We start from the raw sequence: 22626 nt of genomic DNA on the forward strand, positions 1-22626 counted from the left end.
TGCAGCAAGCTGAGGCCGCGCAGGGCAGCGCGAAGGTTGCTGTTGTAGGTGACCCTGAGCTTCACCGTGGTGAGAATACGGTGAGCTTGAAGGTTCAAAATCCTGGGTTGGATGCGGCCCGGATGCGCCTTGAGGTGATCTACCCGTCTGGGAAGGCCGAGCAGGTTGTCACGGTTGCTGGTCAAGGAGAGGCGACGGTGGAGTTGCCGGTGACGGTGGGTGTGGTCAAGACATCGTCGTTGCCGTTGGATGTGCGTGTGGTCAATGAGGATGGCTCCCAAGCCTTTGCTGGCCGGTTTGATGTTGCCGCGGTCATGGATGCGGATGCTGATGGTGAGGCGATGGCTGGTGCATCGCGTGCGCCGAAGCCGGATGCGCAGGCTGCCCCGACGACGACGGCGAAGGCTGGTAAGCATGAGTCTTCGCAGTTGACCACGCAGCGTCCAGCACCGAGTGCTGGTGATGTAAGTGGTGCGCCTGCTGGTGAGACGAATATCGCGGCGATTGTTGCTCCGATTGTGGTGCTGCTGCTGTTAATTGGTGGTGGTGTTGCTGCTGCGATGTCTGGTGGTCTGCACTTCTAAACAAAGGGTAGTGGGCCGTGGGGCTTGTGATACCGGGAGTGTTCCTGGTGGCACAGGCCCCTTCTTTGTTGTTGTGCGGGGTTCGGGATAGTTCCCCGAAGATCAGTGAAACCGGGAACAATCTTCGTAGACAGTCGTCGCGACTTGGAGAAACGCCGGTGCTGGTCGACCGGAACCGGCCCCAGACACAAAATGGTTCCCGGGCGTGGGAACTATTTTCTAGTGGCGCGCGGGGCATCAGCAGGTGGCGCACCTAATTCCGGGTTTTGAGGCCCGTCGTTGCGAGAGCTTGCTGGTCGCGTCTGCATGCGGTAGGAATGTGGTGCCCAGCCACCACACAGGCAACCAAAACACCCCGCAATGCCAGCGGACCAGGGCACGAAAAACTCCCCACCGGGTGGGCTCAAGGTCCTTGCCGATGGGGAGTGTTCGCGTTCTTATGCGTTTGGACGCTTACCGCGGTTCGCGCTCTTCTTGCGACGGTCCTTACGCTTACGGCCACGCTTGCTCATGGTGCCTCCTTTAAAATGCGATGAATTAGGTGCAAACCTAGTTACGAAGTATTCAGTTTATCGTTGTTGCCGCAGTGTGGTGAAATCCCCCGAGGAAATTCTGCGAGAGGCACCGGCAAAAGCCTAAGGAGGCTATGCCGACAGGCGTGCGCGGTTGCGTGCGCGGGCCTTGTTGCGGCGCTTCAGGGCGCGACGCTCTTCCTCGGAGAGGCCGCCCCAGACGCCGGCGTCCTGGCCGGTCTCCAGTGCCCACTTCATGCAGTGGGAAGTGACTGGGCAGCGGTTGCAAACAAGCTTGGCTTCGGCGATCTGAGCGAGTGCAGGGCCGGAGTTGCCGACAGGGAAGAAGAGTTCTGGGTCTTCGTCGCGGCAAACGGCTTCGTGGCGCCAATCCATAATAAGTACTCCTTCAAGATCAAAAATGTTTCGTGACTATGTATTTTTTGCGCACCACATTCACAACCCTTTTGGGGCGTGTTGCAAACTAAGTTTGATTCCATTGCCCGGGCGAGTGCTCCGCATCGTGCGGGACTCCACTTCCAGACCTGGCGTTAACCCTGTGGTGACTTAGGGTTAAGGGCTGTGACACCAGCCCGTAATTTTTGCTACTCGAAAATGATGGCATGTATTTCGCCGTTCCGCTAGGGTTCTGGGCAAAAGTGTGATTGGAATCATATGGATTGTATTCATTGTTGCCGCTCATATGTGGTGTGAGTTTCCTGTGATAGAACGCTCTTAGCTCCCTGAGCTGCATATATAAGAAAAGAATTAGCTGACATATGTGTTCGCTAAGGTCAAATCGTCAATTGCCCAAACCGCAATTGGTGTCGGAATCTGCCCCTGATCATTAGACTCCGTTGTGTGAACAGCAAAGAAAACTCATTGGCCCACACTGGCGTTCCGGGCATGCTGCGGTTCGGAGCGGTCGTCGTGTTGCTGCAGTGCTTGGCGATGCTCGGCTACATCATCATGCTGATCTACGCCCAGATTGAAGGCATTAGCGATAGCAGCATTGAATCGAGCGCGGAAGCAAGCCATTACGTGGCGTTGGGCACGGCGGTGTTCCTTGCCATCGTCTTCGGTTTTGTCGCGTTTGTGGCTATCTCGACGCTGCGGGGACGGCCAAGGGGCTCGGGCGCGATCGTGCTCATCGAGGCGATCCTGCTCGGTGTGGCGTTTTATATGTTCCTCGGGGGCGCGCACCTACTCAGTGCGGCGACGGCGCTTTCGGCGGTGCTCGTGTTGATTACGGTGTTCCACCCGGCGTCAGCGGCCTACCAAGAGGCGATGTATGAACTGAAAAAGGCCCGCCGCTAACAGAGCTAACAGCTAACTAGCGACGGGCGCGGGGTCGGGGTGCGCGGCGTTAGGAGAGGTTCGTGTTGAGAACGACGATCTCCTCGCCGCGCTTTTCTACGATCGTGGTGCCGGCGGAGTCGATGTAAACGGGGCCGGTGTATCCGCCACGATCGACGGGGATGATCTTCTCCACCTTGTTGTCGTCCCAGTTGGCGACGGCGATGCCGGTGTCGGAGGCGTAGAGCAGGCGCTCGCCGGCGGGGAAGCCGGTGCCAAGCGCGCCCTGGAACACGCCGGTAACGCTCAGGCGGGAGGGTTCCATGAGCAGCAGGGTGTCGCCTTCGTGGTACGTCATGTGGTGGGGTAAGTCGGCGACGGGGAGGACGTCGACAATTTGGTCGATCTTCTGCGGGCCATCCAGTGGCGGGATTTCGGAGGCGGCGAGGTCGTTGCCGTCCTTGTCGTAGGTGCGGACTTTGTGGCTGTCTGGGTCGTAGATCGCGGCCGCGTCCTGGGACACCGCGACGAGGTAGGCGTTCTCGGAGATGTCGACGCTTTCGTACATCTCGGGCTCACGGGAGTCCTCGGGGGTGGTGTTCTGGAACTTGAGCTTGGGGCCGTCGTCGCAGTACTCCGTGGTCGCCAGCAGGTCGGTGCGGGTCAGCGCGGAGTTGATGGTGCAGGACTCTGGCTGCATGTCCGGCTCCTGCGGGGCCTCGTTGTAGCCGTATTCGACGGTCTTGACCATGTCGGAGCGCCACAACTCGACGCGGTGGGAGCTGACGTAGCCGACGCGGTCGTTGGACTGCACTCGCGTAATTACCTCGGGTGCGATGGCGGAGCGTGTGCCCGCGTACTCGCCGGTGAGCGCGTTAATCGTGACGACGTCCCCACAGCCAGCATTGTCGCGGTACGCTGCGACGATCTTGTCCCACGCATGGCCGAGCAGGCATAGCTCGTTCGGGCGTTTGTAGGTCCAGGCGGTGTCGCCGGCCGGCGTGGTTGCGGTGATGGTGCCGTCGTTGTAGGTGATGATCATGCCTGCAGCGATCACGGGTTGGACGCCGGGGGAGGTGTCCGGAAGGCGGAAGGCTTCCTCGACCTTCGAGGGGACGACGGCGAGGCGTCCCGCGTTCTCATATTCCTCCGCCGCCGGCTCCAGGTGAGAGCTGCGGATCGGTGCGGTGAAAAACGCGATGGCAAGGAGGATGATCGCGATCGCGGTGATGACTGCGGTCGCGATCAAGTCGTTGCGGGTGCGACGTAGGGGCTGACTCAACGCCGTTTCCTTCCTGAGCGGTTCGTTCCACGTCTCGTGGAGGGTGTTCTCTCGCCCGAGCGTTGCGGGCGTGCTCCGAGCACTTTACGCGGTTTGCCCACCGTGGATAAAGCCGAGTCCGGAATGTCCAGGGCCTCGAAGAGCTCTTCGGAGGTGGAAAACCACGTTGGGGGCTGGGGCTTGTCGAGGGAAAGTTCCTCGTTGATTGCTTCCCATTTCGCTGTTTCGTCGAGGTCGGCCATGGTCACGGCGGTGCCGGAGTGGCCTGCGCGCCCGGTGCGGCCGATGCGGTGGACGTAGGTCATTGGGTCGTCGGGGACTTGGTAGTTGATCACGTGGGTGACGTCGTCGACGTCGATGCCGCGTGCTGCAACATCCGTGGCGACGAGGATTTCGACGTCCCCTTCGCGGAAAGCGTTCAGGGAGGCCTCGCGCGCACCCTGCCCAAGGTCGCCGTGGACGGCGCCGACGGAGAAGCCGCGCTGGCCGAGGTCGTCGGCGACGCGCGCGGCGGAGCGCTTCGTGCGGGTGAAGATGATGGTTTTGCCGCGGCCGTTGGCCTGCAGGACGCGCGCGAGCACCTCGGGTTTGTCCATGTGGTGGGCGTAGAACACGACCTGTTTGGTGCTTTCGTGGGTGGAGGCGGCTTCCTCGCCTTGCTCGGCGCGGATGTGGATCGGCGTGTTCATCTTGGAGCGCGCCAGCTGCAGGATCTGGCCGGGCATGGTCGCGGAGAACAGCATCGTTTGCAGTTGGTCAGGCAGGGCGGACCACAGCGTTTCGATGTCGGGCAAAAAGCCCATGTCGAGCATCTCGTCGGCTTCGTCGAGGACGAGGATCGCCACGTGGTCGAGCTGCAGTTCGCCCTGGTGGTAGAGGTCGATGAGGCGGCCGGGCGTGCCCACGACGACGTCGACGCCCTTGTGTAGTGCGTCGATCTGCTCCTGGTAGGGCCGCCCGCCGTAGATGGTGGCGACGCGCACCGGGGTGTACTTCGCTGCCCGCTCCAGGTCGTCGCCGACCTGCACGGCGAGCTCGCGGGTGGGGACGACCACGAGGGCGCGGGGTGTGCCGTCGAGTTCGGCGATGGTGGCGTCGTCAAATACTCGGTCGAGCAACGGGATGCCGAAGCCGTAGGTTTTGCCCATTCCCGTGCGGGCTTGGCCGATGATGTCGCGGCCGTCGAGCGCGAGGGGGATCGCAAGTTCCTGGATGGAAAATGTGCGATGGATATCGAGCTCCTCGAGGGCATCGATGAGTTCGGCGGCGACCCCTAGCTCATGAAAATCGGGTGACTGTTCTCTAGCAGCTGATTTGGACACGCCCTCATCTTAGCTGTAGGCCGTTACAATGGATTGACATCCGTGAAGATGAACAACGATAAGGACGGAAACGAACATATGGATATCAAGATCGGTCTTGCAGACACCGCACGTGAGCTCTCCATCGCGATTGCTGAGGGGCATGAGGATGTGCTCAATACGGTGAAGCAGGCGATTGAGGATCAGACCCCGACGGTGACGTTGGAGGATGACAAGGGTAAGAAGTACTTGGTGCGCACCGAGAAGATTGCGTACGTTGAGCTTGGCTCTGCGCAGGCTCGTTCCGTTGGGTTCATGCGTTAAAACCCGCTACATTTACGACCATGAAGAACAATCACGACACCGACGTTTTCGAGGATTGGGACTTTGAGGACGACGGTGAGTTCACCGCGGTAGACCCGGAAGCGGAGGGTCGGCTTGTGCGCTTCGCCCGCGAGTACGGGTGGCGCGCCTACGCGATTCCGGTGTTGGCTGTGCTGACGGTGTTCGTGATTGTGAACATGCTGCAAAACCCCGATGGGGAGGTGTTTGCGGGAAGCGCTGGTGACAGCGCGGTCGAGCAGCCTGACGGTGACGAGGCCTCGCGCACGGTGAGTGTGCTGCCGGAAGGCCAGCAGGACGTACTGCAGTTGCCGCCGGGAGGTCCGTTCACGGAGACTGGGGAAGGCACCTTCTACGAGGTTGGCCACCCTGGGATGCAGGCTGGCAAGGGGGATGAGCTCACGGTTCGCTTCGTTGTTGAGGTGGAGCATGGGCTCGACACGGCACTGTACGGGGGCAATGAGGCTGTCGCCGCGCTTGTCGACGCCACCTTGAGCGACCCCCGTGGCTGGACCAACGACCCGCGCTTCCGGTTTGAACACGTCACGGCGGCCGATGAGCCATCGCTGAAGATTCGGCTCGCGTCCGCGGCGACAACGCGAGAGCTGTGCGGCGTGCACCTTGAAATGGAGACCAGCTGCCGCACTCGCGTGACCGGCGAGGACACGGTCATTTTGAACGAGGCCCGCTGGGTCCGGGGTGCTGCGCCGTATGAGGGGGATCTGGGCCGCTACCGCCAGTACCTGATCAATCACGAGGTTGGCCATGCGCTCGGCTTCGCGCACCACGAGCCGTGCCCGGAAAATGGCGTGCTGGCGCCGGTGATGATGCAGCAGACGCTGAGCTTGAACAATGCGCAGCTGTACTCCTTTGATAAGGAAGAGGTGTACCCGGATAACCAGGACACCTGCAGGTCGAACCCGTGGCCGTACCCGCGCCCGGCAGTGTTGTAAGTGCTGTAGTTGTTGTAGTTATAAACAGGCGACGAGAGGAAGGCGAGCTGCGCTGTGACTATTCCCGAGCATGTGTTGTCGGCGTTTCAGGTTGATGGGGAGGCGGCGTCGACACCTGATGCTGCCTGGGGTGAGGCGAAGAAATTTGGGCGCATTGTGATTTCGCAGGCTGCGCCGACGGCGGCGTGGTCGGGCAAGGTGCGTGAGCGCATCGCTGACCACCTTGAGGGGGTGCACGTTGCGCGTCCGGTGCGTGCGACGGACGGGCGCTTCGTGGTGGCTGGCTTCGTGGCCAACGAGTTCTCGCCGGGTGCGCCGGCGGCCCGCGTGGATGAGGCTGTGGCGGCGGCGCTTGCGCTGGAGCGCGCGCTGCAGCAGGCCGAGGTGGCGCAGGAGCTGCCCGAACGCGATAGCTCTGACGTGATCGCAGAGGCGGATCGCGGCGCGTGGAAGGGGCACGAGGATGCCAGTGCTGAGGGGCTGTGTGTGGCGCACGTGGATGTGCTCTCCCACACGCTGTTTTCGGGCTACGCCGCGCCCGTGCTGACGGATCTTGTACCTTCGGCGCGGCTTCGCCCGAGGGGGTATTCGGCTGCCGTCGTAATTGTCGACGCCTTGCTCGCCGGGGCTGTCGATCCGCGAATCGTGGAGCGCTGGTCCCACATTCCGGACCTTGTGTTCCTGGCGGGGCGCGCGTTGGATTTCCGGATGCGGATGGCGCAGCACGACGGAACGTTCCAGAATGCGAACGCGCGTTCGAAGTTTTCGGAGGTTTCCGAGCTCCTTATGTCCCGCTAACATGCCACAATGGTGGGCATGAATGACCAGCAGTCCACCACACCCCGCGCGTTTTTAGTCCCGCGCGAACACCAAGCGCACGATAGAGCGTGGTCGCAGCCACTTCCCACCGAGGGGTTATGGAAGGTAACCGGCCAGGCGGGTTCGGGGGTGACCAGCTTTCTCATCGATACGTTTGTGGCGTCGGCGAAGCGGCAGTCGGACGCGGAGGGCGTCTTGTTCTTGACGGATTCGAAGGAGTCCGCCGCGCGGATCAGGGCGGAGATTTCGGAGCGGCTCGCTGATACTGACTTTGTTGCCGACGGCCCGATGGTGCGCTCTGTGCACTCCCTGGCGTTTGCCGTGCTGCGGGAGCAGCAGGAACAGCTGCGCCTGATTTCTGGCGCGGAGCAGGACGCGGTCATCCGCCAATTGCTGCAGGGGCATGTTGAGGATGGCCGGGGGAGCTGGCCTGCGGAGCTGCGCCCGGCATTGCCGATGGTGGGCTTTGCGCGCCAGCTGCGTGACTTTTTGCTGCGCGCGATCGAGCGCGGGCTGGACGCTGAGCAGCTCAAGGTGCTCGGAGCCCGCTACGGGCAGGGGATTTGGAGCGCGGCCGGCGACTTTTTGGAGGAATACCAGCAGGTCATGGCGCTGACCGGGACGGTGCGTTACTCGGCATCCGAGCTGATTGCCAGGGCGCTCGACGTGCCGTTGGGACGGACGTGGCACACCGTGATTGTGGACGACGCCCAGCATCTCTCGCCCGCGGCGGCAAAGTTCGTGCAGCGCCTGCTGCAGGGGGCCACACTCGGGGTTGTGGGTGGTGACTTGGATCAGTCCGTCTACCAGTTCCGCGGGGCAAGCCCGGAGTTCTTTGCCACGCTGGGGGGCCTTGAGCACACGGTGATTGACTTGGGGCAGACGCGGCGTGCGCCGGAGGTCTCGGTGGCGCTAGCGCAGACGCCGACGGCGCAGCTCGCGGCGGTGGCGGACGCACTTCGTCGCGCGCACCTCGAGGAGGAGGTCGCGTTTCGGGATATGGCGGTCATTGTGCGTTCGTCAGGGATGATTGAGCCATTCCGCCGCGCGCTGTTGCACGCGGGCGTGCCGGTAGCCCTGAATCCGACGGATGTGGTGCTCAGCGAGCAACGCATTGTTGCCTCGCTGCTGCTTGGGTTGCAGTCGCTGTACACACCGCTGACGGTTGAGCAGTGGCGTGACCTGCTGCTTGGGCCCATCGGTGGTACGGACCCGGTGACGCTGCGCCGCCTGTTGCGCGGCCTGCGGCGTTGGAAACCAGAGGCGCGTGCGGAGGAAACGCTGCGTGACCTTGTTGTTTCCAAGGCAGAGCTGCCGGATTTCGGCGAGGTACTCACTGACCGTGAGCTGCAGATGCTGCACCGCATCCGCCAGGTGTTGGATGCCGCCAGGGAGGTCTACGACGCTGACGGCAGCGTCGAGGAGGTGTTGTGGGCGCTGTGGAACGCCACGGGTTTGGCAGATCACCTCACTGCGGTTGCGCTTCGGGGCGGCACGACGGGCTCGCAGGCTGACCGGGATCTGGATGCGGTCATGGCGTTATTCGACGCCGCCGGTGACTTCACCGAGCGTAAAACGCAGGGTGGGCTCGAGCTGTTCGTGAACAGCATGTTGGAGCAGGAACTGCCCACCGGTGTGCGCGATCGCCGAGCGGCCACGCCGGACGCAGTGGCGCTGTTGACCGCGCACGGCGCGGTGGGCAGGCAGTTTAGCCGTGTTGTCGTTGCTGGTGTGCAGGACCTCGAGTGGCCGAGCCTTGGCGAGACCGGCTCGATTTTCGGCCAGCAGGATCTGGTGGACCTGGTTGACCACGACGTGGATCCCGCCACCCCGGTGTCGCACTTGCGTGAGCGCCTCGAGGAGGAGCGTCGCCTGTTCCACGTGGCGTTGACCCGCGCGACGGAGCGCGTCCTGGTCACGGCAGTCGACCAGACTGACGGCGAGGAGGTCATCGAGCCGTCCCGGTTCATTGAGGAGCTCTGCGAGGAAACCGGCATATCCCCGCAGCTGGTGACGCTGTCCGCGGAGGACGCCGTGGCTGGGGATGACGGTGCGGAGGCTACGGTTGTGCGCGTACTGTCCCGCGATGATTTCCTGGGGGAGTTACGCCGCACACTCGCGGACGAGGAACACAGTACGGAGGCAGACCGGCGCCAGGCCGCGCGCCAGATTGCGCGGCTGGTGGAGGCCGGGGTGCCGCTTGCGGACCCGGAGCAGTGGTGGACTACCACGGAGCCTTCGACGAATGAGCCCGTTGAAGGGCAACGTTCGCTGTCGCCGTCGAGGATTGAGGCGCTGTTGAAGTGCCCGATGAGCTCGGTGCTCGAGCGCACTCTCGGTTTTGATAGCTCGATGCCGATGGTGATCGGATCGATCGTGCACGCCTACTTCGAGGCGCTCGGCCGAGGCGTGCCGGAAGAGCAGGCGCGGATGCACACGCTGGCCACGTACCGCGCGATTGTTGACGCCCCCGCGTGGCAGGCCGAGGCCCAAGTCCGCGACTTCGAGGCGATGCTGGAGCGAACCAACAAGTGGTGGGAAAATCGCGCGAAGAAGTTCGAGGTTGTGGGCATGGAGGTGCCGATCTCCGTCCAGGTCGCAGAAGACGTCCATATCCGCGGGCGAGCCGACCGGCTGGATAAGGAAGAAAGCGGCAGCGTGCACATCGTTGACCTGAAGACTGGCTCGACGATGCTCTCCGTAGATAGCGCGAAGGAGTGCGAGCAGCTTATGGCGTACCAGCTTGCGCTGAGCCATGGGCAACTCATCGGTGAGGGCGACGATCTTCGCGTTGTGACGTCCACCGATGGGCAAGAGGGCCTGGACGTTGGTGGGGCGGCGCTCGTGTACTCGAAGCACGGAACGAACGCCGCAACCACGCGCGAGCAACCGCGCAAAGAAGAGGAAGAACTCGAGTACTTCACCGAACTCATTGCACCGCTGCCCGGCAAGACAACAGGGCCGCAACTCGAAGCGCAGGCGGGCAAGCACTGCGATTACTGCGCTGTGCGCGCGCTGTGCCCGGTCCAGATCGAAGGGACGATGATTTACAATGGCTGATTTCACACCCCAGGAACTCTTCCAGGCGCTCGGGGACGCATTTCCCCCTAGTAGCCAGCAGGCCGACGTGATTGGTGCCGAGCCGGGGCCGATGCTGGTCGTGGCCGGTGCTGGCGCGGGCAAGACGAAGACGATGGCGGACCGCGTGGTATGGCTCGTCGCCAACGGGTATGTGCGGCCGGAGGAAGTCCTCGGCTTGACGTTTACCCGCAAGGCGGCCCGCGAGCTGGGGCAGCGGATCCGGAACCGGCTGCAGGCGTTGGCTCGTCACCGGGAGCTCGTACGGGAGCTCGATCCTTCGGGCGCGCTGGCGGAAAGCCTGGAGGTTATCGCGCCGACTGTTGCTACGTACGACTCGTACGCGGGCGAGCTCGTTCGCGACTACGGGCTGCTCGTCCCGGTAGAGCCGGACGCGCGCCTGATTACGCAGGCTGAGCTGCATGCGATCGCCGTCGAAGTCGTGAGCAATTACAACAAACCACTCATCGCGGAAGGTGCCCCTGCCCCCGCGATGAGCACAGTGGTGGAGGACCTACTGAAGCTCACCACGGCGATGGGCAACGCCCTGGCAGACCCAAACGATATTTACGAGGCCGCGGAGATCTTCCTGAAAGAGACGGAATCGCTACCGAAGTCGCCGCGGAGCAAAACCGAATTCTGCAAGACCATGACGGGGTGGCGCAACAAGCAGCGCCAGCGCCAGTTGATGTTGCCGCTGGTTGAGGAGCTTAACGCGGCGCTGCGTGAGCGTGGTGTGGTCACGTTCAACGAGCAAATGAACATTGCGGCCACGCTCGCGGAGCAGCACGCGTCCGTCGGTGCTGCGCAGCGGCAGAAGTACCGCGTGGTCATGCTCGACGAGTACCAGGACACCTCGCATTCGCAACGAGTGTTGCTGCGCAGCCTGTTTGGCGAGGGCCAGGACCCCACGTTGACGGTGACTGCGGTGGGCGACCCGATGCAGGCAATCTACGGCTGGCGCGGGGCGACGTCGGAAAACCTCGCGGCATTCGTGGAGGATTTCCCTGCCGCGGGCGGTGTGCCGGCGCAGAAGAAGCAGCTCACCATCTCCTGGCGTAACCCGAGCAAGGTGCTTGAGATGGCGAACCAGGTCTCCACCGCGATCCTTGGCAGCGGGGAAGATCGTGCCGTCGCGCCTCTGGAGCCACGCAAGGACGCTGCGGCAGGCGACGTGGAGATGCAGTTCTTCCAGCGGGAGGAGGAAGAAATTGAGTTCGTTGCCGACGCGCTGCAGCAGCAGTTTGAGCAGGGCGGTAAGCTCTCGGCCGCGGTGCTGACCAGGAAGAACAGGCATGCGCAGCCGATCGCCCAGGCGCTTGAGGCCCGTGGTGTGCCGTATGAGATCGTGGGGCTCGGCGGCCTGCTGGATACCCCGGAGGTGCAGGACACGTTGGCTGTGGCCACGATGTTGGTCCGCCCCGAGGATTCTGAGGCGGCACTGCGCGTGCTGGGTGGGCCGTCGGTCGGGCTCGGGCTAGCGGATATGGAGGCGCTCGCCGCACGTGCCAAGAACCTGCAAGCCCGCGCGGACGGCCCGGTCGCGGAGGAGGAAGCAGCCAGGCCAGTGCCCGCGGACCCGGAGGAGCGCCTCATCGAGGAGCTGACGCAGCTTGCACTCGAGGCGGAGGCGCTGAAGATGCAGTCGGCGAAGCCCGCGGGCCTGGCGGACGCGGTGGCGGACCTGGGCGAGCCAGAGCGCTACAGCGAGGAAGGCTACAAGCGCCTGCAGCTGCTGGCGTCGCGGCTGCGACAGCTGCGGCGCAATTCGCTGGGCAAGCGGCTCAGTGACTTGTTCGCGGACATCATCGAGGTCTTCGGTATTCGCGTTGAGGTGCTGGCGCGGCGCTCGTCGGCAGGCACGGTGCACTTGGACCAGCTGCTGCACTACGTCGAGGAGTACCCGGGCACGAGCGTGGAAGCGCTGCTGGACTACTTCGAGTTGGCGAAGCAGCAGGAGGACGGGCTTGCGCCGGGCAACGTCACCGTGCGCGGGGACCGCGTGCAGATCTTGACGGTGCACAAGGCGAAGGGCCTGGAGTGGGATACCGTCGCTGTGTTGCACGCGGATAAGGACACCTACAGCTCAAAGATTGAGACCTTCCTCGCCCAGATCCCATTCCTGCAGCCTGAGACGTTCGGTGACCCGGACATCTACGAGGAGTTCGCAGAGGTAGAGCACCGCACGCAGTTTAAGAACGCTGCCAATGCGTGGCGCAAGCACATCGGCGAGGATCTCGCTGAGGAGCAGGCGCGCCTGTTCTACGTGGCTATCACACGTACGGAAAACAGGCTGTTGCTTACCGGGTCGAACATCTCTCTGGGCGGCAAAAAGAATACGAACGGGCCGTACGAGCACTTCGCGGCGTTCGAGGGCCTCGAGCTGCCGGAGCAGGTCGAGGACGAGGATGCGGAGAAAACGGTACAGCAGCCGGAGGTGGCCGTCGGCACGTGGCCTGTGCAGTCCTACGAAGCGGCGCACGCTGCCAGTAGTCAGGCCACTCGCCCGAGTGAGCTGGTCAGGGGCGCGCTCGAGACTGAAATCGCGCCCGCGGCCGGCGAACTCTACGAGCTGTGGGAGCGCGACGCCACCGCGCTCATTGAGGAGCACAAGGCGGCGCAGTCGCCGGACGTGCCCGTCATGCTGCCTGGTGAGCTGACCGCCTCGGATGTGGTGGCCATGCAGGCGGACGTGGAACAGTTCGCGCGCCGGGCACGTCGCCCGGTGCCGTTCAAGCCGAACCAGTACGCGAAGCGCGGCACCGCATTCCACGAGTGGATCGAGGATTTCTACGGTGCGCACCCGCTGCTCACTGAGGACGAGCTGCCGGGCATGGGCGAGTTTGAGGTAGATCCCTCGACGCTCAAGCGACTGAAAGCCAACTTCGAGAGCAGCCACTGGGCGTCGAAGACGCCGACGCACGTGGAGTGCCCGTTTGAGCTGGCGCTCGGCAAGGCGGTGGTGCGCGGCCGCATGGACGCGGTCTTTGCGGACGGCGACGGCTGGGTCGTGGTGGACTGGAAGACCGGCAACCGCCCGGTGGGTGCGGCGATGGAGGCAGCGAAGCTGCAGCTTGCCGTGTACACGGAGGCGTGGAAGCGAATCGCTAACGACGGCCGCCCAGTGAAGGCCGTGTTCTTCTATGTCCGCGACGGAAAGGACTTCACCGCGACGGAGCTTCCGGATGCGCAGCAGCTGACGAAGTTGTTGGAAGATGCAGCAAACGGCGCAACTTCCGGTACAGTTTCACGCCGTAGTAGCGAGGAAGGATAGCGGAGTGAAACTGCCGTTTGCGTTGTCATGGAGTGACCGGTTCCGTGCGGATGCGGATCCGTCGGAAATACCGGTGCACACCCTGCTGGATGTCGTTCGGATTCCGTCGGCGGAACGCACCACTCCATGGGCGTTGATGGCAAGGCGCTTCGGCTACGCGGCCATGTTGGTGTTGGCCGTGGCGACGGTGGTCTACTTCGACAAAGAGGGGTACACCGAGCCACTGACCTTTATCGACGCCCTGTACTATTCGGCGGTTTCGCTCTCAACGACCGGCTACGGCGACATCACGCCGGTGACGCAAAGCGCGCGCCTGATGAATATCTTGGTCATCACGCCGTGCCGTGTGGCATTCCTGATGCTCTTGGTCGGTACGACGTTGTCGGTGTTGACGGAGGATTCCCGCAAGACGCTACAGATTCAGCAATGGAGGAGAACAGTGCGCAATCACACCATCGTTATCGGCTACGGCACGAAGGGCAGGTCCGCGGTGGATGCGCTGCTCGCGGGCGGTACCGCGCCGGGCAACATCGTTGTTGTTGATGATGACGCCGTGGTGCTGTCGAACGCCGAGAAGCGCGGCCTTGTCACCGTCCACGGCAACGGCACTCGCTCGAGCGTACTGAAGGTCGCGGGTGTGGCGCGTGCGCGCTCAGTTGTGGTGGCGCCGTCCTCGGACGATACCGCGGTGTTGGTCACGCTGTCTGTTCGTGAGTTGGCGCCGAGCGCCATGATCGTTGCCAGCGTCCGTGAGAGTGAGAATCAGCACTTGCTGATGCAGTCGGGCGCGGACTCGGTGGTGGTCTCCTCTGAAACGGCGGGCCGCCTGCTGGGCATTGCGACGGTCACGCCACCTGTGGTGGAGATGATGGAGGACCTGCTCAGCCCGGACGAGGGCTTCGCGGTTGCGGAGCGTCCGATCGCGGACGACGAGGTCGGGGCGAACCCGCGTCACCTCGCCGACATTGTGCTGGGTGTGGTGCGCTCCGGCGAGCTCTACCGCATTGACGCCCCGGAGGCCGAGACGGTTGAGCCCGGCGACCGGCTGCTGTTCGTGCAGATGACGCAGCCGACCCCGCTGACTGAGCGCACGCGCCCGACGGAGTAGGCGGCCTATGAAGCGGTTCATTGCCTTCGATGCCGCCGGCAGGTTTGTGCTTGGAGCCGATGGCACGCCCACGCTTTTCGACGCCCACTCCGCCCAACCCCACGCCGAGAACACGGTGCACGTCGGCGACGATGTGTGGGCGGTGCTGGTGAGCGAGGCGCAGCTTGAGGCATTGGGCGAGCGCTTCGGCACTTGCCGCAGCCACGCAAGCGAGTATCTGGTTGCACGCGGGTTCGGTCTGCTGCGTAACCAGCGCCAGCTGCGCTTCGACCCGCGCGACGGCAGCGAAGTCGCCTGGGGCGAGGCGGGCATCGTTGCGCGTGGCGCCAGCGGGAAGCCGTTGTTTCCGCGCATTGACCCGTCGGTGATCGGGGTGGTGCAGTCGACGGACGGGGAGCGGATTTTGCTGGGGGAGAATGCGCGCCGCCCGGGCTACTTCACGCTGATCGCGGGCTACATCGACGTCGGTGAGACCATCGAGGATGCCTTCGCCCGTGAGGTGTGGGAGGAAACGGGGCGTCGTGTCGGGGGCGTGCGCTATGTTGGGTCGCAGCCGTGGGCGCTGTCGGGTGCGCTGATGTTGGGGATGGTGGCGTCGACAAGTGATGTTGATGCTGTGGGCCCCTTGGATGGGGAGCTGACGCAGCTGCGCTGGCTGCGCCGCGACGAGCTGGGCACTGTCACGCTGGCGCTGCCGGGGACGATTGCGCGGCGGATGATTGACCAATGGGCTCGTGGAGAGTTCAACGAGGAACGGAGAGGAACGTAAGTGGCTGTAGATCTGAGCTTGCTGGATGAGGATCAGCGGATTGCAGCGACCGCTCCTCGTGGCCCGGTGTGCATCCTGGCCGGCGCCGGGACGGGTAAGACGCGCACGATTACGTACCGCATCGCGCACATGATTGACCAGGGCACGGTGAGCCCGAACCGGGTGCTGGCGGTGACGTTTACGCAGCGTGCGGCAGGGGAGATGCGCGACCGTCTGCGCACGATGGGCATTGGCGGCGTGCAGGCGCGCACGTTCCACTCGGCGGCGATGCGGCAGCTGCGCTACTTCTGGCCGCAGATTGCGGGGGATCTGCCGTGGCGGCTGCTGGACAACAAGTTCCCGCTGGTGGGGAGGGCGGCTCGCGCAGCCGGGCTGGAGTCAGATAAGGAGATGGTCCGCGACCTACTGAGCGAGATTGAGTGGGCGAAGGCGAGCGTGATCGGCGCGCAGGACTACGTGGACCGCATCGCGGATACCAACCGAACTCCGCCGACGGATCCGAAGAAGGTCGCGGAGGTCTACCGGCTGTACGAGGAAGCGAAGACGAGCCCGGAAGGCATGCTCATCGACTTCGACGACTTGCTCCTGCACGTCGCGGGTGCCCTGGAGAACGCGCCCGCGGTGGCGGAGGAGTTCCGCTCCCAGTACCAGTCCTTCGTGGTTGACGAGTACCAGGACGTGACTCCGCTGCAGCAGCGCGTGCTGGAGGGCTGGCTTGGGCAGCGCGATGACCTGACGGTGGTGGGGGATGCGAACCAGACGATTTACTCCTTTACCGGCGCGACCCCGGACTACCTGCTGAACTTTTCGCGCACTTACGAGCACGGCACGGTGGTGAAACTGCAGCGCGACTACCGCTCGACGCCCGAAATCACCGAGCTGGCAAACGCGGTCATCTCGCGCGCGACGGGCAGGGCCGCGGGGACCAGGCTTGAGCTGATCGGTATGCGAGAGTCCGGACCGCAGCCGACGTTCCACGCCTACGACGACGAGCCGACGGAGGCCCGCGAGGTCGCCGCGGCGGTACAGCGCCTGATCGATTCCGGGGTACCTGCCAAGGAGATCGCGGTGCTGTACCGGATTAATGCGCAGTCGGCGGCGTTTGAAGCTGCGCTCGCGGATGCGGGCATCGTCTACCAGGTGCGCGGTGGGGAAGGTTTCTTCCAACGCGGCGAGATCCGCGAGGCGCTGCAGGCGCTCGTCGCGGCAACCAGACGCCACGACTTGCCGGATGACCCGGTGGTGGTGGCCAAGGCGGCGTTCGCGCCGCTCGGGTTGACGCCGACGGAGCCGGAAGGCGCTCAGGCCCGGGAGCGCTGGCAGGGGCTGCGCGCACTTGTGGACCTCATCGAGGAGATCGTGCATACCAAGGAGGCCTCGAGCCTGGAAGACGTACTGCGTTCGCTGCGTCAGCGCGCGGAGGCGAAGCAACCACCGGCGATTGATGGGGTCACGCTCGCCAGCTTGCACGCGGCGAAGGGCCTGGAGTGGGACGCGGTCTTCCTCGTGGGCCTGGTGGAAAATACGCTGCCGATCTCGCACGCGATCAAGGCGGGCGACGAGAACATCGAGGAGGAGCGCAGGCTCTTCTACGTCGGCGTGACGCGCGCCCGGGAGCACCTGCAGTTATCGTGGGCGCTGGCCAGGCAGGAGGGCGGCAGGAAGTCGCGGTCGCGCTCGCGTTTCCTGGACGGGCTGGTGCCCGAGCTTGAGGCGGAGGAAACCCCGCAGCGGCTGAAGCAGACCCGCCGGTGCCGGGTGTGCGGCAACGTGCTCTTCGCGCCGGCGGACAAGGCGCTCGGTCGGCACCAGGATTGCGACGCCGACATCGACGAGGACGTCTACCAGGCGCTGAAGCGCTGGCGGCTCAAAACGTCGCGCGCGGCGAAGCAGCCCGCTTACATGGTGTTTTCCGACGCCACCCTGCTCGCCATCGCGGAGACTATGCCGGAGGACGAGCAGGGCCTGCTCGCCGTGTCGGGGGTGGGTCCGGTGAAGGTGGAGCGCTACGGCGCCGAGGTTCTGGAAACGTTGGCGGAGTTCCGCTAGCCGCGACAAACCACCTAGAAGCACAGCGGGCAGTCGGGGTGTGGCTGCAGGTGAAGCGTCTTGAGTGGGGTGCGGTTGAAGGGGTCCACAAGCAGGGTGTCGCCGGTGCGGGGGTCCGGGGCGGATACGCCCGGCGGGTCCGGCAGCTGGCAGATCCGCCTGGTCATGGTTGCTGCGGCGGCCACGCCTGCCTGGATTACGACCGGGTCCGGGTTGCGCACGCCGGCGGGTGCCGCAGCGGCGATCGCTGCCCACTGTGGGTCGCGCTCAAGCAGGTAGTGTTCGCGGCAGATCAGGCACGGGCCTTCCACACCGACGGTGTAGGGGCCGATGAGGACGCGGGTGTCGATCTGCAGGACCGGAAGCACGGGGCCGGTGCGGTGCCGGGTGTACGCGGCAAGCGCCCGGGTGCGGTGCGCCTGGTCGACGATGATGAGCGGGAGGGGCGAAGGGGCGTCGAAAAGAAAGCGGGACAGTGGCTGGGTGGGCTCGGGGAAGCGCACGTGGATGCCGCTGGCGCGCAGTGTTTCTGCCAGCGTGTTCGCCAGTGTTGAGGTGCCAACCAGGAGGACCTCGCGGCGTGAAACTTCGACGAGGACGCGGTAGGCGATGAGGTCCTGGATGAGGCTGCGCGCGGCATCCGCGTCCATGGAAACCGCCAGCCGACGAACCGCCTCGGGGAGGGGCTTCGGTGTGGACAGCGAGTCGAGCACCGCGGCGACTGCGCGGGCGTCGCCGACTTCGATGATGCCGCTGCGTGTGGCGTCGAGCCCGAATTGCAGCGCGTGCGGGCCCCTGCTGAGTATCTGTACCCCCATGGCCAGCGCAATGACAGTATCCGACTGGTTACACATGCTTCCCCCTCATGCCCCTTAAGCTGTGTCGGTTGTACAGCATACAATCTTCGGCATGCAAGAGTCGGAGTTTGAGTATCGGGTGATTCGCTCGCCGCGGCGCACGCGCACAGTGCAGGCCCGGCTTATCGACGGCGTCGTGGAAGTACGCATCCCAGCCCGGTTCAGCGAGCGCGAGGAGCGCGAGGCGGTGGCCGAGATGCTGCTAAAGATCCGGAAGAAGACTCGCCACCAGCACGTCAGCGACGCCGACCTTCAAGCCCGCGCGGAGGCGCTCAACGAGCAGGTGCTTGAGGGGCGGGCGAAAGTGGGCTCGATACGGTGGGTGTCGAACCAGACGAAGCGGTGGGGAAGCTGCACCCCGTCAACGGGCACGATTCGGATTAGTGACAGGCTGCAGCACGTGCCGGGCTACGTGCTCGACGCGGTGATCGTGCACGAGCTGACGCACACCTTTATTCCGGGGCACGGGCCGACGTTCTGGGAGTGGGCAGACAAAGCGCCCCTCGCGGAACGCGCGAAGGGCTACCTTGAGGCCTACCAGCGGTTCGGCGGAGAAGGCTAGTCCTCGTCGGAGCCGTCCTCGTCGTCGCGCTTGAGTTCGGGATTGTTGCGCAGCTCCTCTTCCAGGCGGGCGAACTCTTCGTCGAAGTTGTCGTCGGAGGAATCGTCCAGCAGGGTGTCGATGAACGCCGCCGGGTTGGACAGGTGCTCAGGGGCCGGCAGGAAGTCCGGGTGGTCCCAAATCTGGTCGCGGCGGACCTGACCCACGGCGGTTTCGACGCGGCGCCACAGCTCAGCGGCCTCGCGGACCTTCGGGGCGCCCAGCTCGATGCCGACGACGTTCGCGAACGCGCGCTCGGCGGAGCCACCAGTTGCGCGGCGGCGGTTCCACGCCTCGGCGAGCTGCGGCGTCGACGGGATGCGGTCTGCCAGGGAAGCGTCGGTGACAACGTCGACCCAGCCCTCGACGAGCGCGAGCAGCGTCTCCAGGCGGGCGGTTGCGGACGCGTTGCGGGAGGTCACGCGCGGGGAGAGGTCCGCGCCCTCAAGCTGCTGCAGCGCCTCCTGGATGGCCTGCGGGTCGCCGCTTTCCAGGTTCAGGCCGCGGGCCATCTCCTCCAGCTGGGAGGTATCGATCTCCAGGCCTGCCGCGTATTCCTCAACGGAGGAGACGAGGCGCTCGACGAGCCACGGCACGTGCTTGAACAGGCGCTGGCGGGCGGCCTCGCGGGCCACGATGTAGACCAGGACCTCCTGGCCGGGGATCTCGAGGCCCTTGGCGGCGGCGGTGACGTTCTTCGGCAAGATGGCCGTCACGCCTGCGGGGGCGACGGGCAGGCCGAAGTCGGAGCCGGTCAGGGCTTGCTCGGCAAGGTCGCCGAGGGCGTGGCCGAGCTTGACGCCGAAGTTCATGGCGTTCATCTGCTCCATCATGCCGACCATCGGGCCCATCATCTCGCGGGCCTCGGCAGGCATGGTGTCTCGCTGTGCGCGGTTCATCTGCTCCGCAACGGGGTTGACCAGGCGCTTCCACATCGGCATGGTCTCAACCAGCCAGTCGTCCGCATTCCACGTGCGCGGCTGGGCGTTCGCGGAAGGAAGCGTAGTGGCGTCGTCAAGCCAAAGGTCGGCGAGGCGTACAGACTCCTCAACCGCGGTGCGATCCCCCGCGGAGACCGCAGCCTTGTCGCCGACGTGCTGGCGTGCCATGCGCAGCGCCATTTCGAAGTTCACGGACTCGCCCTCTGTGCGGGCGTTCATCGTCGAGCCCATGCCGGAGAGCATCTGCCCGAACTGGTTCAAAATATCGCCCAAGCCACCTTGGCCACCGCCAACGTTGCCCCCGAACCCGAACGCGGCGAACGGGTTGTTCTGCTGGTTGCGACGCTCGTCGTCACCGTTGTCACCGTCGTTGTCGTTGTTGGGGAAGGTAAATCCGAATCCATTACTCATAGGCACCACCCTACAGTCGTGTGCGCAGGTTGTGTCGGCTGCAAGCTGGAAAATCGCAACGCTGTGGGCGAACATCTAAGATTTGTGGGCGTGATGAACGCCGAGCAAGAACAAGCACAGGCACAGCCGCGCAGCCGCCGCCTCGCCACGATTGTGTGGGGCGCCATCCCGCTTGGGGTGCTGGCCGCGGCGCTGAGCCTCGACCACATTCCCGGCACCGATATCTCCCTGGCCGTGCCGTACGCGGCGCAGGGCCCGGGGCCTACGTTTAACACGCTCGGCGATGTTGAGGGCGTGCCCGTCGTGGAGATTGATGGAGCGGACTCCGATAAAACAGAGGGCAACCTCAACATGACTACGGTGTCCGTGCGCACCAACATGACGCTGGTGCAGGCGCTGACCCGCTGGATCACCACGGATGACACGATCGTGCCGCTGGAACAGATCATGCCTCCGAACACGAACCAGGAGGAGATGAAGCAGCGCAACCAGGAGGCATTCGTTGCCTCGGAGTCGGCGGCCACGATCGCCGCGATGCACTACCTTGGACGCCCGACCACGGTGGTGGTCCACGAGGTGATGGAGGGCAGCGCCGCAGGCGGTGCGCTGCAGGCAGGAGACACCATCACGAGGGTCGGGGGCAAGGACGTCTCGCAGCCACGGGAGGTGCAGCAGATAGTGCGCGAGCACGCCCCCGGCGACCGGCTCAGCGTCGACGTGCTGCGTGACGGTGCGCCGCACACGGAGGAGATCACCCTCGGCGCGAATCCGGAGGATAAGAAGGTGCCCATGTTGGGGATCTTGATGACGTCCGCTCCGGCCGACGGCGTGCAGGTGACCTACAACCTTAACGATGTGGGCGGGCCGAGTGCCGGGATGATGTTCTCGCTGGCGGTGATCGATAAGCTGTCGCCGGGCCTGCTCAACGGCGGGAAGTTCGTGGCCGGAACCGGCACGATTGATGAGTCGGGGGAGGTCGGCCCGATCGGTGGCATCTCCCATAAGATCGCAGGTGCCCGCGACGCAGGCGCGGAGCTTTTCCTCGCGCCCGAGGGCAACTGCGCGGAAGTCATGCGCACGGACAGCGGGGAGATGCAGGTCGCGGCAGTCAAAACGCTTGATGACGCCGTGAAGGCCATGGACGCGTTCGCCCACGGCCAGCCGGTGCGCAGCTGCAGCTAGGACTCAGACTCGGTGGAGGTGGTTGCCTCCGCAGGGGTGGTGGCGCCCTCCGGGCGCTTCGCCAGCCCGAGCTTGTAGATGTGTTCGCGCGGGCCTTCGCGGTCCATGGTGAGCAGCTGCTTCATAATCTGGCCCTTGTCATTATCAATGACGGTCACCACGGCGGAGGACCCAACCGTGGACCAGCCGACCACGAAACGGCCGGTGTCCTCCACGACCTCGCTCGAGCGCAGCTCGGTGAGCACCTGCGTACTCGTGGTGGCGACGGATTCAGACTCCATGAACTGGAACTGGCCCATCTCGGAGCTGCTGCAGTCGAATGCGTCTGGCAGGCCGGTCGGGGTGCAGCTGTCCAGCTTCTCGAAGAACTCGGGCGGAGCGAGCGTCGAGAACTGCTTGGCGACCTCGGCAACGCCGTTATCGTCCTTCTTTGCGCTGCTCGTGGTGCTTGTCGACGTCCCCTCCGTCGTAGCCTCCGCGGACTCAGACTCAGACTCCGACGGCGAAGGCGACTCCGTGGTCTCAGCGGAGGTGGTCGGCGCCTCCGTCGTGGTCGGATCTTCCGACGGCTCGTCCTTGCCACCGCACGCGGTGGCTACCACCAGCGCCATCGCCAGCACCGCTGGCGTACCGACGCGCCGACGCCAAACGTTCGAAAATGTAGCCACCTTGTGCTCCTTTAACCTCTTAGGACAGCTCATCAGGGTCTTGTTCCAAACCGTAGCGTAACGCAGCAATCACATTCGGCGCCACGTTAGGCCCGCCGCGAAGCTCAATATCATCCTGGGCGAACAGGCCGCGCTCCTCAAGCTCCTCCTCGGTTAGGCGCATCTGCAGCAGCGTCTGTTCAATGCCCTCCTCGCGCAGCACACCGGAGAAGAGGCGCGCCGGGCGCGGCGAAGGGTCGTCGCTGCTGGTGTCTCGGAACATGATCTCCTGCGCCAGCACGGCACCCTCCACCGCGTGCGGCCAGGCGATACGCGCCACGTACTCCGCCAGCTCCTCGGAGCCGGGGCGGATGTTTTCCGGCAGGTTGTCCTGCACGACGAGGGTCAGGGGCGAAGAGGCGTCGTCAACCTCGAGTTGCTCGAGCTCGTCCACAAGCAGGGAGGAGGGCACGAGTGCGAAGAGCGTTGGCCCTTGGTCCCAGCCTTCCGCGTGCACGAACTCGACGGCTTCGGACATGGCCTTATTTAATGCTTGTTGGTTGAGCACGGGAACCCTTCTGTCAGTTCAGGCGTTACACTTTTTAAGGTAGAACCTTAAT

At 64.4% G+C, this 22626-nt stretch carries 20 protein-coding genes; 12 read left to right on the forward strand and 8 right to left on the reverse strand.

All coding sequences use genetic code 11. From position 1 onward, the window contains the following. The coding region (locus tag BJP06_RS12035; RefSeq protein ID WP_218161313.1) for an LEA type 2 family protein at positions 1 to 584 on the forward strand (584 nt) is incomplete at its 5' end. A 437-nt stretch (positions 585 to 1021) separates the two neighbouring features. Here BJP06_RS12035 and BJP06_RS12415 read toward each other — a convergent pair. Both BJP06_RS12415 and BJP06_RS03920 read right to left on the reverse strand, forming a co-directional pair. Continuing rightward, positions 1022 to 1096: a 50S ribosomal protein bL37 gene (locus BJP06_RS12415; protein ID WP_100227335.1), complete on the reverse strand. Its 75-nt coding sequence runs from the start codon at positions 1094 to 1096 to the stop codon at positions 1022 to 1024. Positions 1097 to 1228: 132 nt separating this feature from the next. Continuing rightward, entirely contained in the window at positions 1229 to 1492 is a 264-nt protein-coding gene (locus tag BJP06_RS03920; protein WP_070362936.1) for a WhiB family transcriptional regulator, read from the reverse strand. Between the two features lie 465 nt (positions 1493 to 1957). On the opposite strand from BJP06_RS03920, the gene BJP06_RS03925 reads away from it, so the two are divergent. Then, positions 1958 to 2413 carry a hypothetical protein gene (locus BJP06_RS03925; protein WP_252932065.1) on the forward strand — a complete coding sequence of 152 codons (456 nt, stop codon included), beginning with the start codon at positions 1958 to 1960 and terminating at the stop codon, positions 2411 to 2413. A 49-nt stretch (positions 2414 to 2462) separates the two neighbouring features. On the opposite strand, the gene BJP06_RS03930 is transcribed toward BJP06_RS03925, so the two are convergent. Both BJP06_RS03930 and BJP06_RS03935 read right to left on the reverse strand, forming a co-directional pair. Next, entirely contained in the window at positions 2463 to 3674 is a 1212-nt protein-coding gene (locus BJP06_RS03930) for a hypothetical protein (protein ID WP_071572879.1), read from the reverse strand. Continuing rightward, positions 3671 to 4996: a DEAD/DEAH box helicase gene (locus BJP06_RS03935; RefSeq protein WP_071572880.1), complete on the reverse strand. Its 1326-nt coding sequence runs from the start codon at positions 4994 to 4996 to the stop codon at positions 3671 to 3673. The genes BJP06_RS03930 and BJP06_RS03935 overlap by 4 nt, the downstream gene beginning before the upstream one ends. Before the next feature lie 48 nt (positions 4997 to 5044). On the opposite strand from BJP06_RS03935, the gene BJP06_RS03940 reads away from it, so the two are divergent. From BJP06_RS03940 to BJP06_RS03975, 8 genes are read left to right on the forward strand one after another with little or no spacing between them, the layout of a single operon-like run. Beyond that, positions 5045 to 5299 (forward strand): DUF3107 domain-containing protein, encoded by a 255-nt coding sequence (locus BJP06_RS03940; RefSeq protein ID WP_353935606.1) that lies wholly within the window; start codon positions 5045 to 5047, stop codon positions 5297 to 5299. A 20-nt stretch (positions 5300 to 5319) separates the two neighbouring features. After that, on the forward strand, positions 5320 to 6270 hold the full coding sequence (locus BJP06_RS03945) for a DUF3152 domain-containing protein (RefSeq protein ID WP_083329465.1): 951 nt from the start codon (positions 5320 to 5322) through the stop codon (positions 6268 to 6270). Between the two features lie 54 nt (positions 6271 to 6324). Beyond that, positions 6325 to 7068 carry a hypothetical protein gene (locus BJP06_RS03950; RefSeq protein ID WP_071572881.1) on the forward strand — a complete coding sequence of 248 codons (744 nt, stop codon included), beginning with the start codon at positions 6325 to 6327 and terminating at the stop codon, positions 7066 to 7068. An 18-nt stretch (positions 7069 to 7086) separates the two neighbouring features. Further along, positions 7087 to 10149, forward strand: a complete 3063-nt coding sequence (locus BJP06_RS03955) for an ATP-dependent DNA helicase (protein ID WP_071572882.1) — start codon at positions 7087 to 7089, stop codon at positions 10147 to 10149. Beyond that, the gene (locus BJP06_RS03960) at positions 10142 to 13441 is read left to right on the forward strand and encodes an ATP-dependent helicase (RefSeq protein ID WP_071572883.1); all 3300 of its coding nucleotides are present in this window, start codon (positions 10142 to 10144) and stop codon (positions 13439 to 13441) included. The genes BJP06_RS03955 and BJP06_RS03960 overlap by 8 nt, the downstream gene beginning before the upstream one ends. A 10-nt stretch (positions 13442 to 13451) precedes the next feature. Further along, a complete protein-coding gene (locus tag BJP06_RS03965; RefSeq protein ID WP_176754828.1) occupies positions 13452 to 14549 on the forward strand; it encodes a TrkA family potassium uptake protein in 1098 nt (365 codons plus the stop codon). A gap of 7 nt (positions 14550 to 14556) precedes the next feature. Further along, complete coding sequence (locus BJP06_RS03970) at positions 14557 to 15318, forward strand: NAD(+) diphosphatase (RefSeq protein ID WP_071572884.1); 762 nt, start codon at positions 14557 to 14559, stop codon at positions 15316 to 15318. Next, on the forward strand, positions 15319 to 17367 hold the full coding sequence (locus BJP06_RS03975) for an ATP-dependent DNA helicase UvrD2 (RefSeq protein WP_071572885.1): 2049 nt from the start codon (positions 15319 to 15321) through the stop codon (positions 17365 to 17367). A 14-nt stretch (positions 17368 to 17381) separates the two neighbouring features. Here BJP06_RS03975 and BJP06_RS03980 read toward each other — a convergent pair whose 3' ends face one another. Then, positions 17382 to 18221 carry a hypothetical protein gene (locus BJP06_RS03980; RefSeq protein ID WP_071572886.1) on the reverse strand — a complete coding sequence of 280 codons (840 nt, stop codon included), beginning with the start codon at positions 18219 to 18221 and terminating at the stop codon, positions 17382 to 17384. A gap of 55 nt (positions 18222 to 18276) precedes the next feature. Between BJP06_RS03980 and BJP06_RS03985 the strand changes: the two genes are divergently transcribed. After that, positions 18277 to 18786, forward strand: coding sequence for a M48 family metallopeptidase (locus BJP06_RS03985; protein WP_071572887.1), 510 nt, complete (start codon positions 18277 to 18279; stop codon positions 18784 to 18786). Here BJP06_RS03985 and BJP06_RS03990 read toward each other — a convergent pair. After that, complete coding sequence (locus BJP06_RS03990; protein ID WP_071572888.1) at positions 18783 to 20177, reverse strand: zinc-dependent metalloprotease; 1395 nt, start codon at positions 20175 to 20177, stop codon at positions 18783 to 18785. The two genes, BJP06_RS03985 and BJP06_RS03990, sit on opposite strands and share 4 nt — an antisense overlap. 93 nt (positions 20178 to 20270) lie before the next feature. On the opposite strand from BJP06_RS03990, the gene BJP06_RS03995 reads away from it, so the two are divergent. Then, positions 20271 to 21359 carry a PDZ domain-containing protein gene (locus tag BJP06_RS03995; protein ID WP_071572940.1) on the forward strand — a complete coding sequence of 363 codons (1089 nt, stop codon included), beginning with the start codon at positions 20271 to 20273 and terminating at the stop codon, positions 21357 to 21359. Here BJP06_RS03995 and BJP06_RS04000 read toward each other — a convergent pair. Then, entirely contained in the window at positions 21356 to 22027 is a 672-nt protein-coding gene (locus tag BJP06_RS04000) for a hypothetical protein (protein ID WP_143110532.1), read from the reverse strand. The two genes, BJP06_RS03995 and BJP06_RS04000, sit on opposite strands and share 4 nt — an antisense overlap. 19 nt (positions 22028 to 22046) lie before the next feature. After that, positions 22047 to 22544, reverse strand: a complete 498-nt coding sequence (locus tag BJP06_RS04005; RefSeq protein WP_071572889.1) for a PPA1309 family protein — start codon at positions 22542 to 22544, stop codon at positions 22047 to 22049. Between the last annotated feature and the right edge of the window lie 82 nt (positions 22545 to 22626).

The sequence above is a fragment of the Corynebacterium sp. NML120713 genome (assembly GCF_001875735.1).
GTDB classification, from domain to species: Bacteria; Actinomycetota; Actinomycetes; order Mycobacteriales; family Mycobacteriaceae; genus Corynebacterium; species Corynebacterium pseudogenitalium.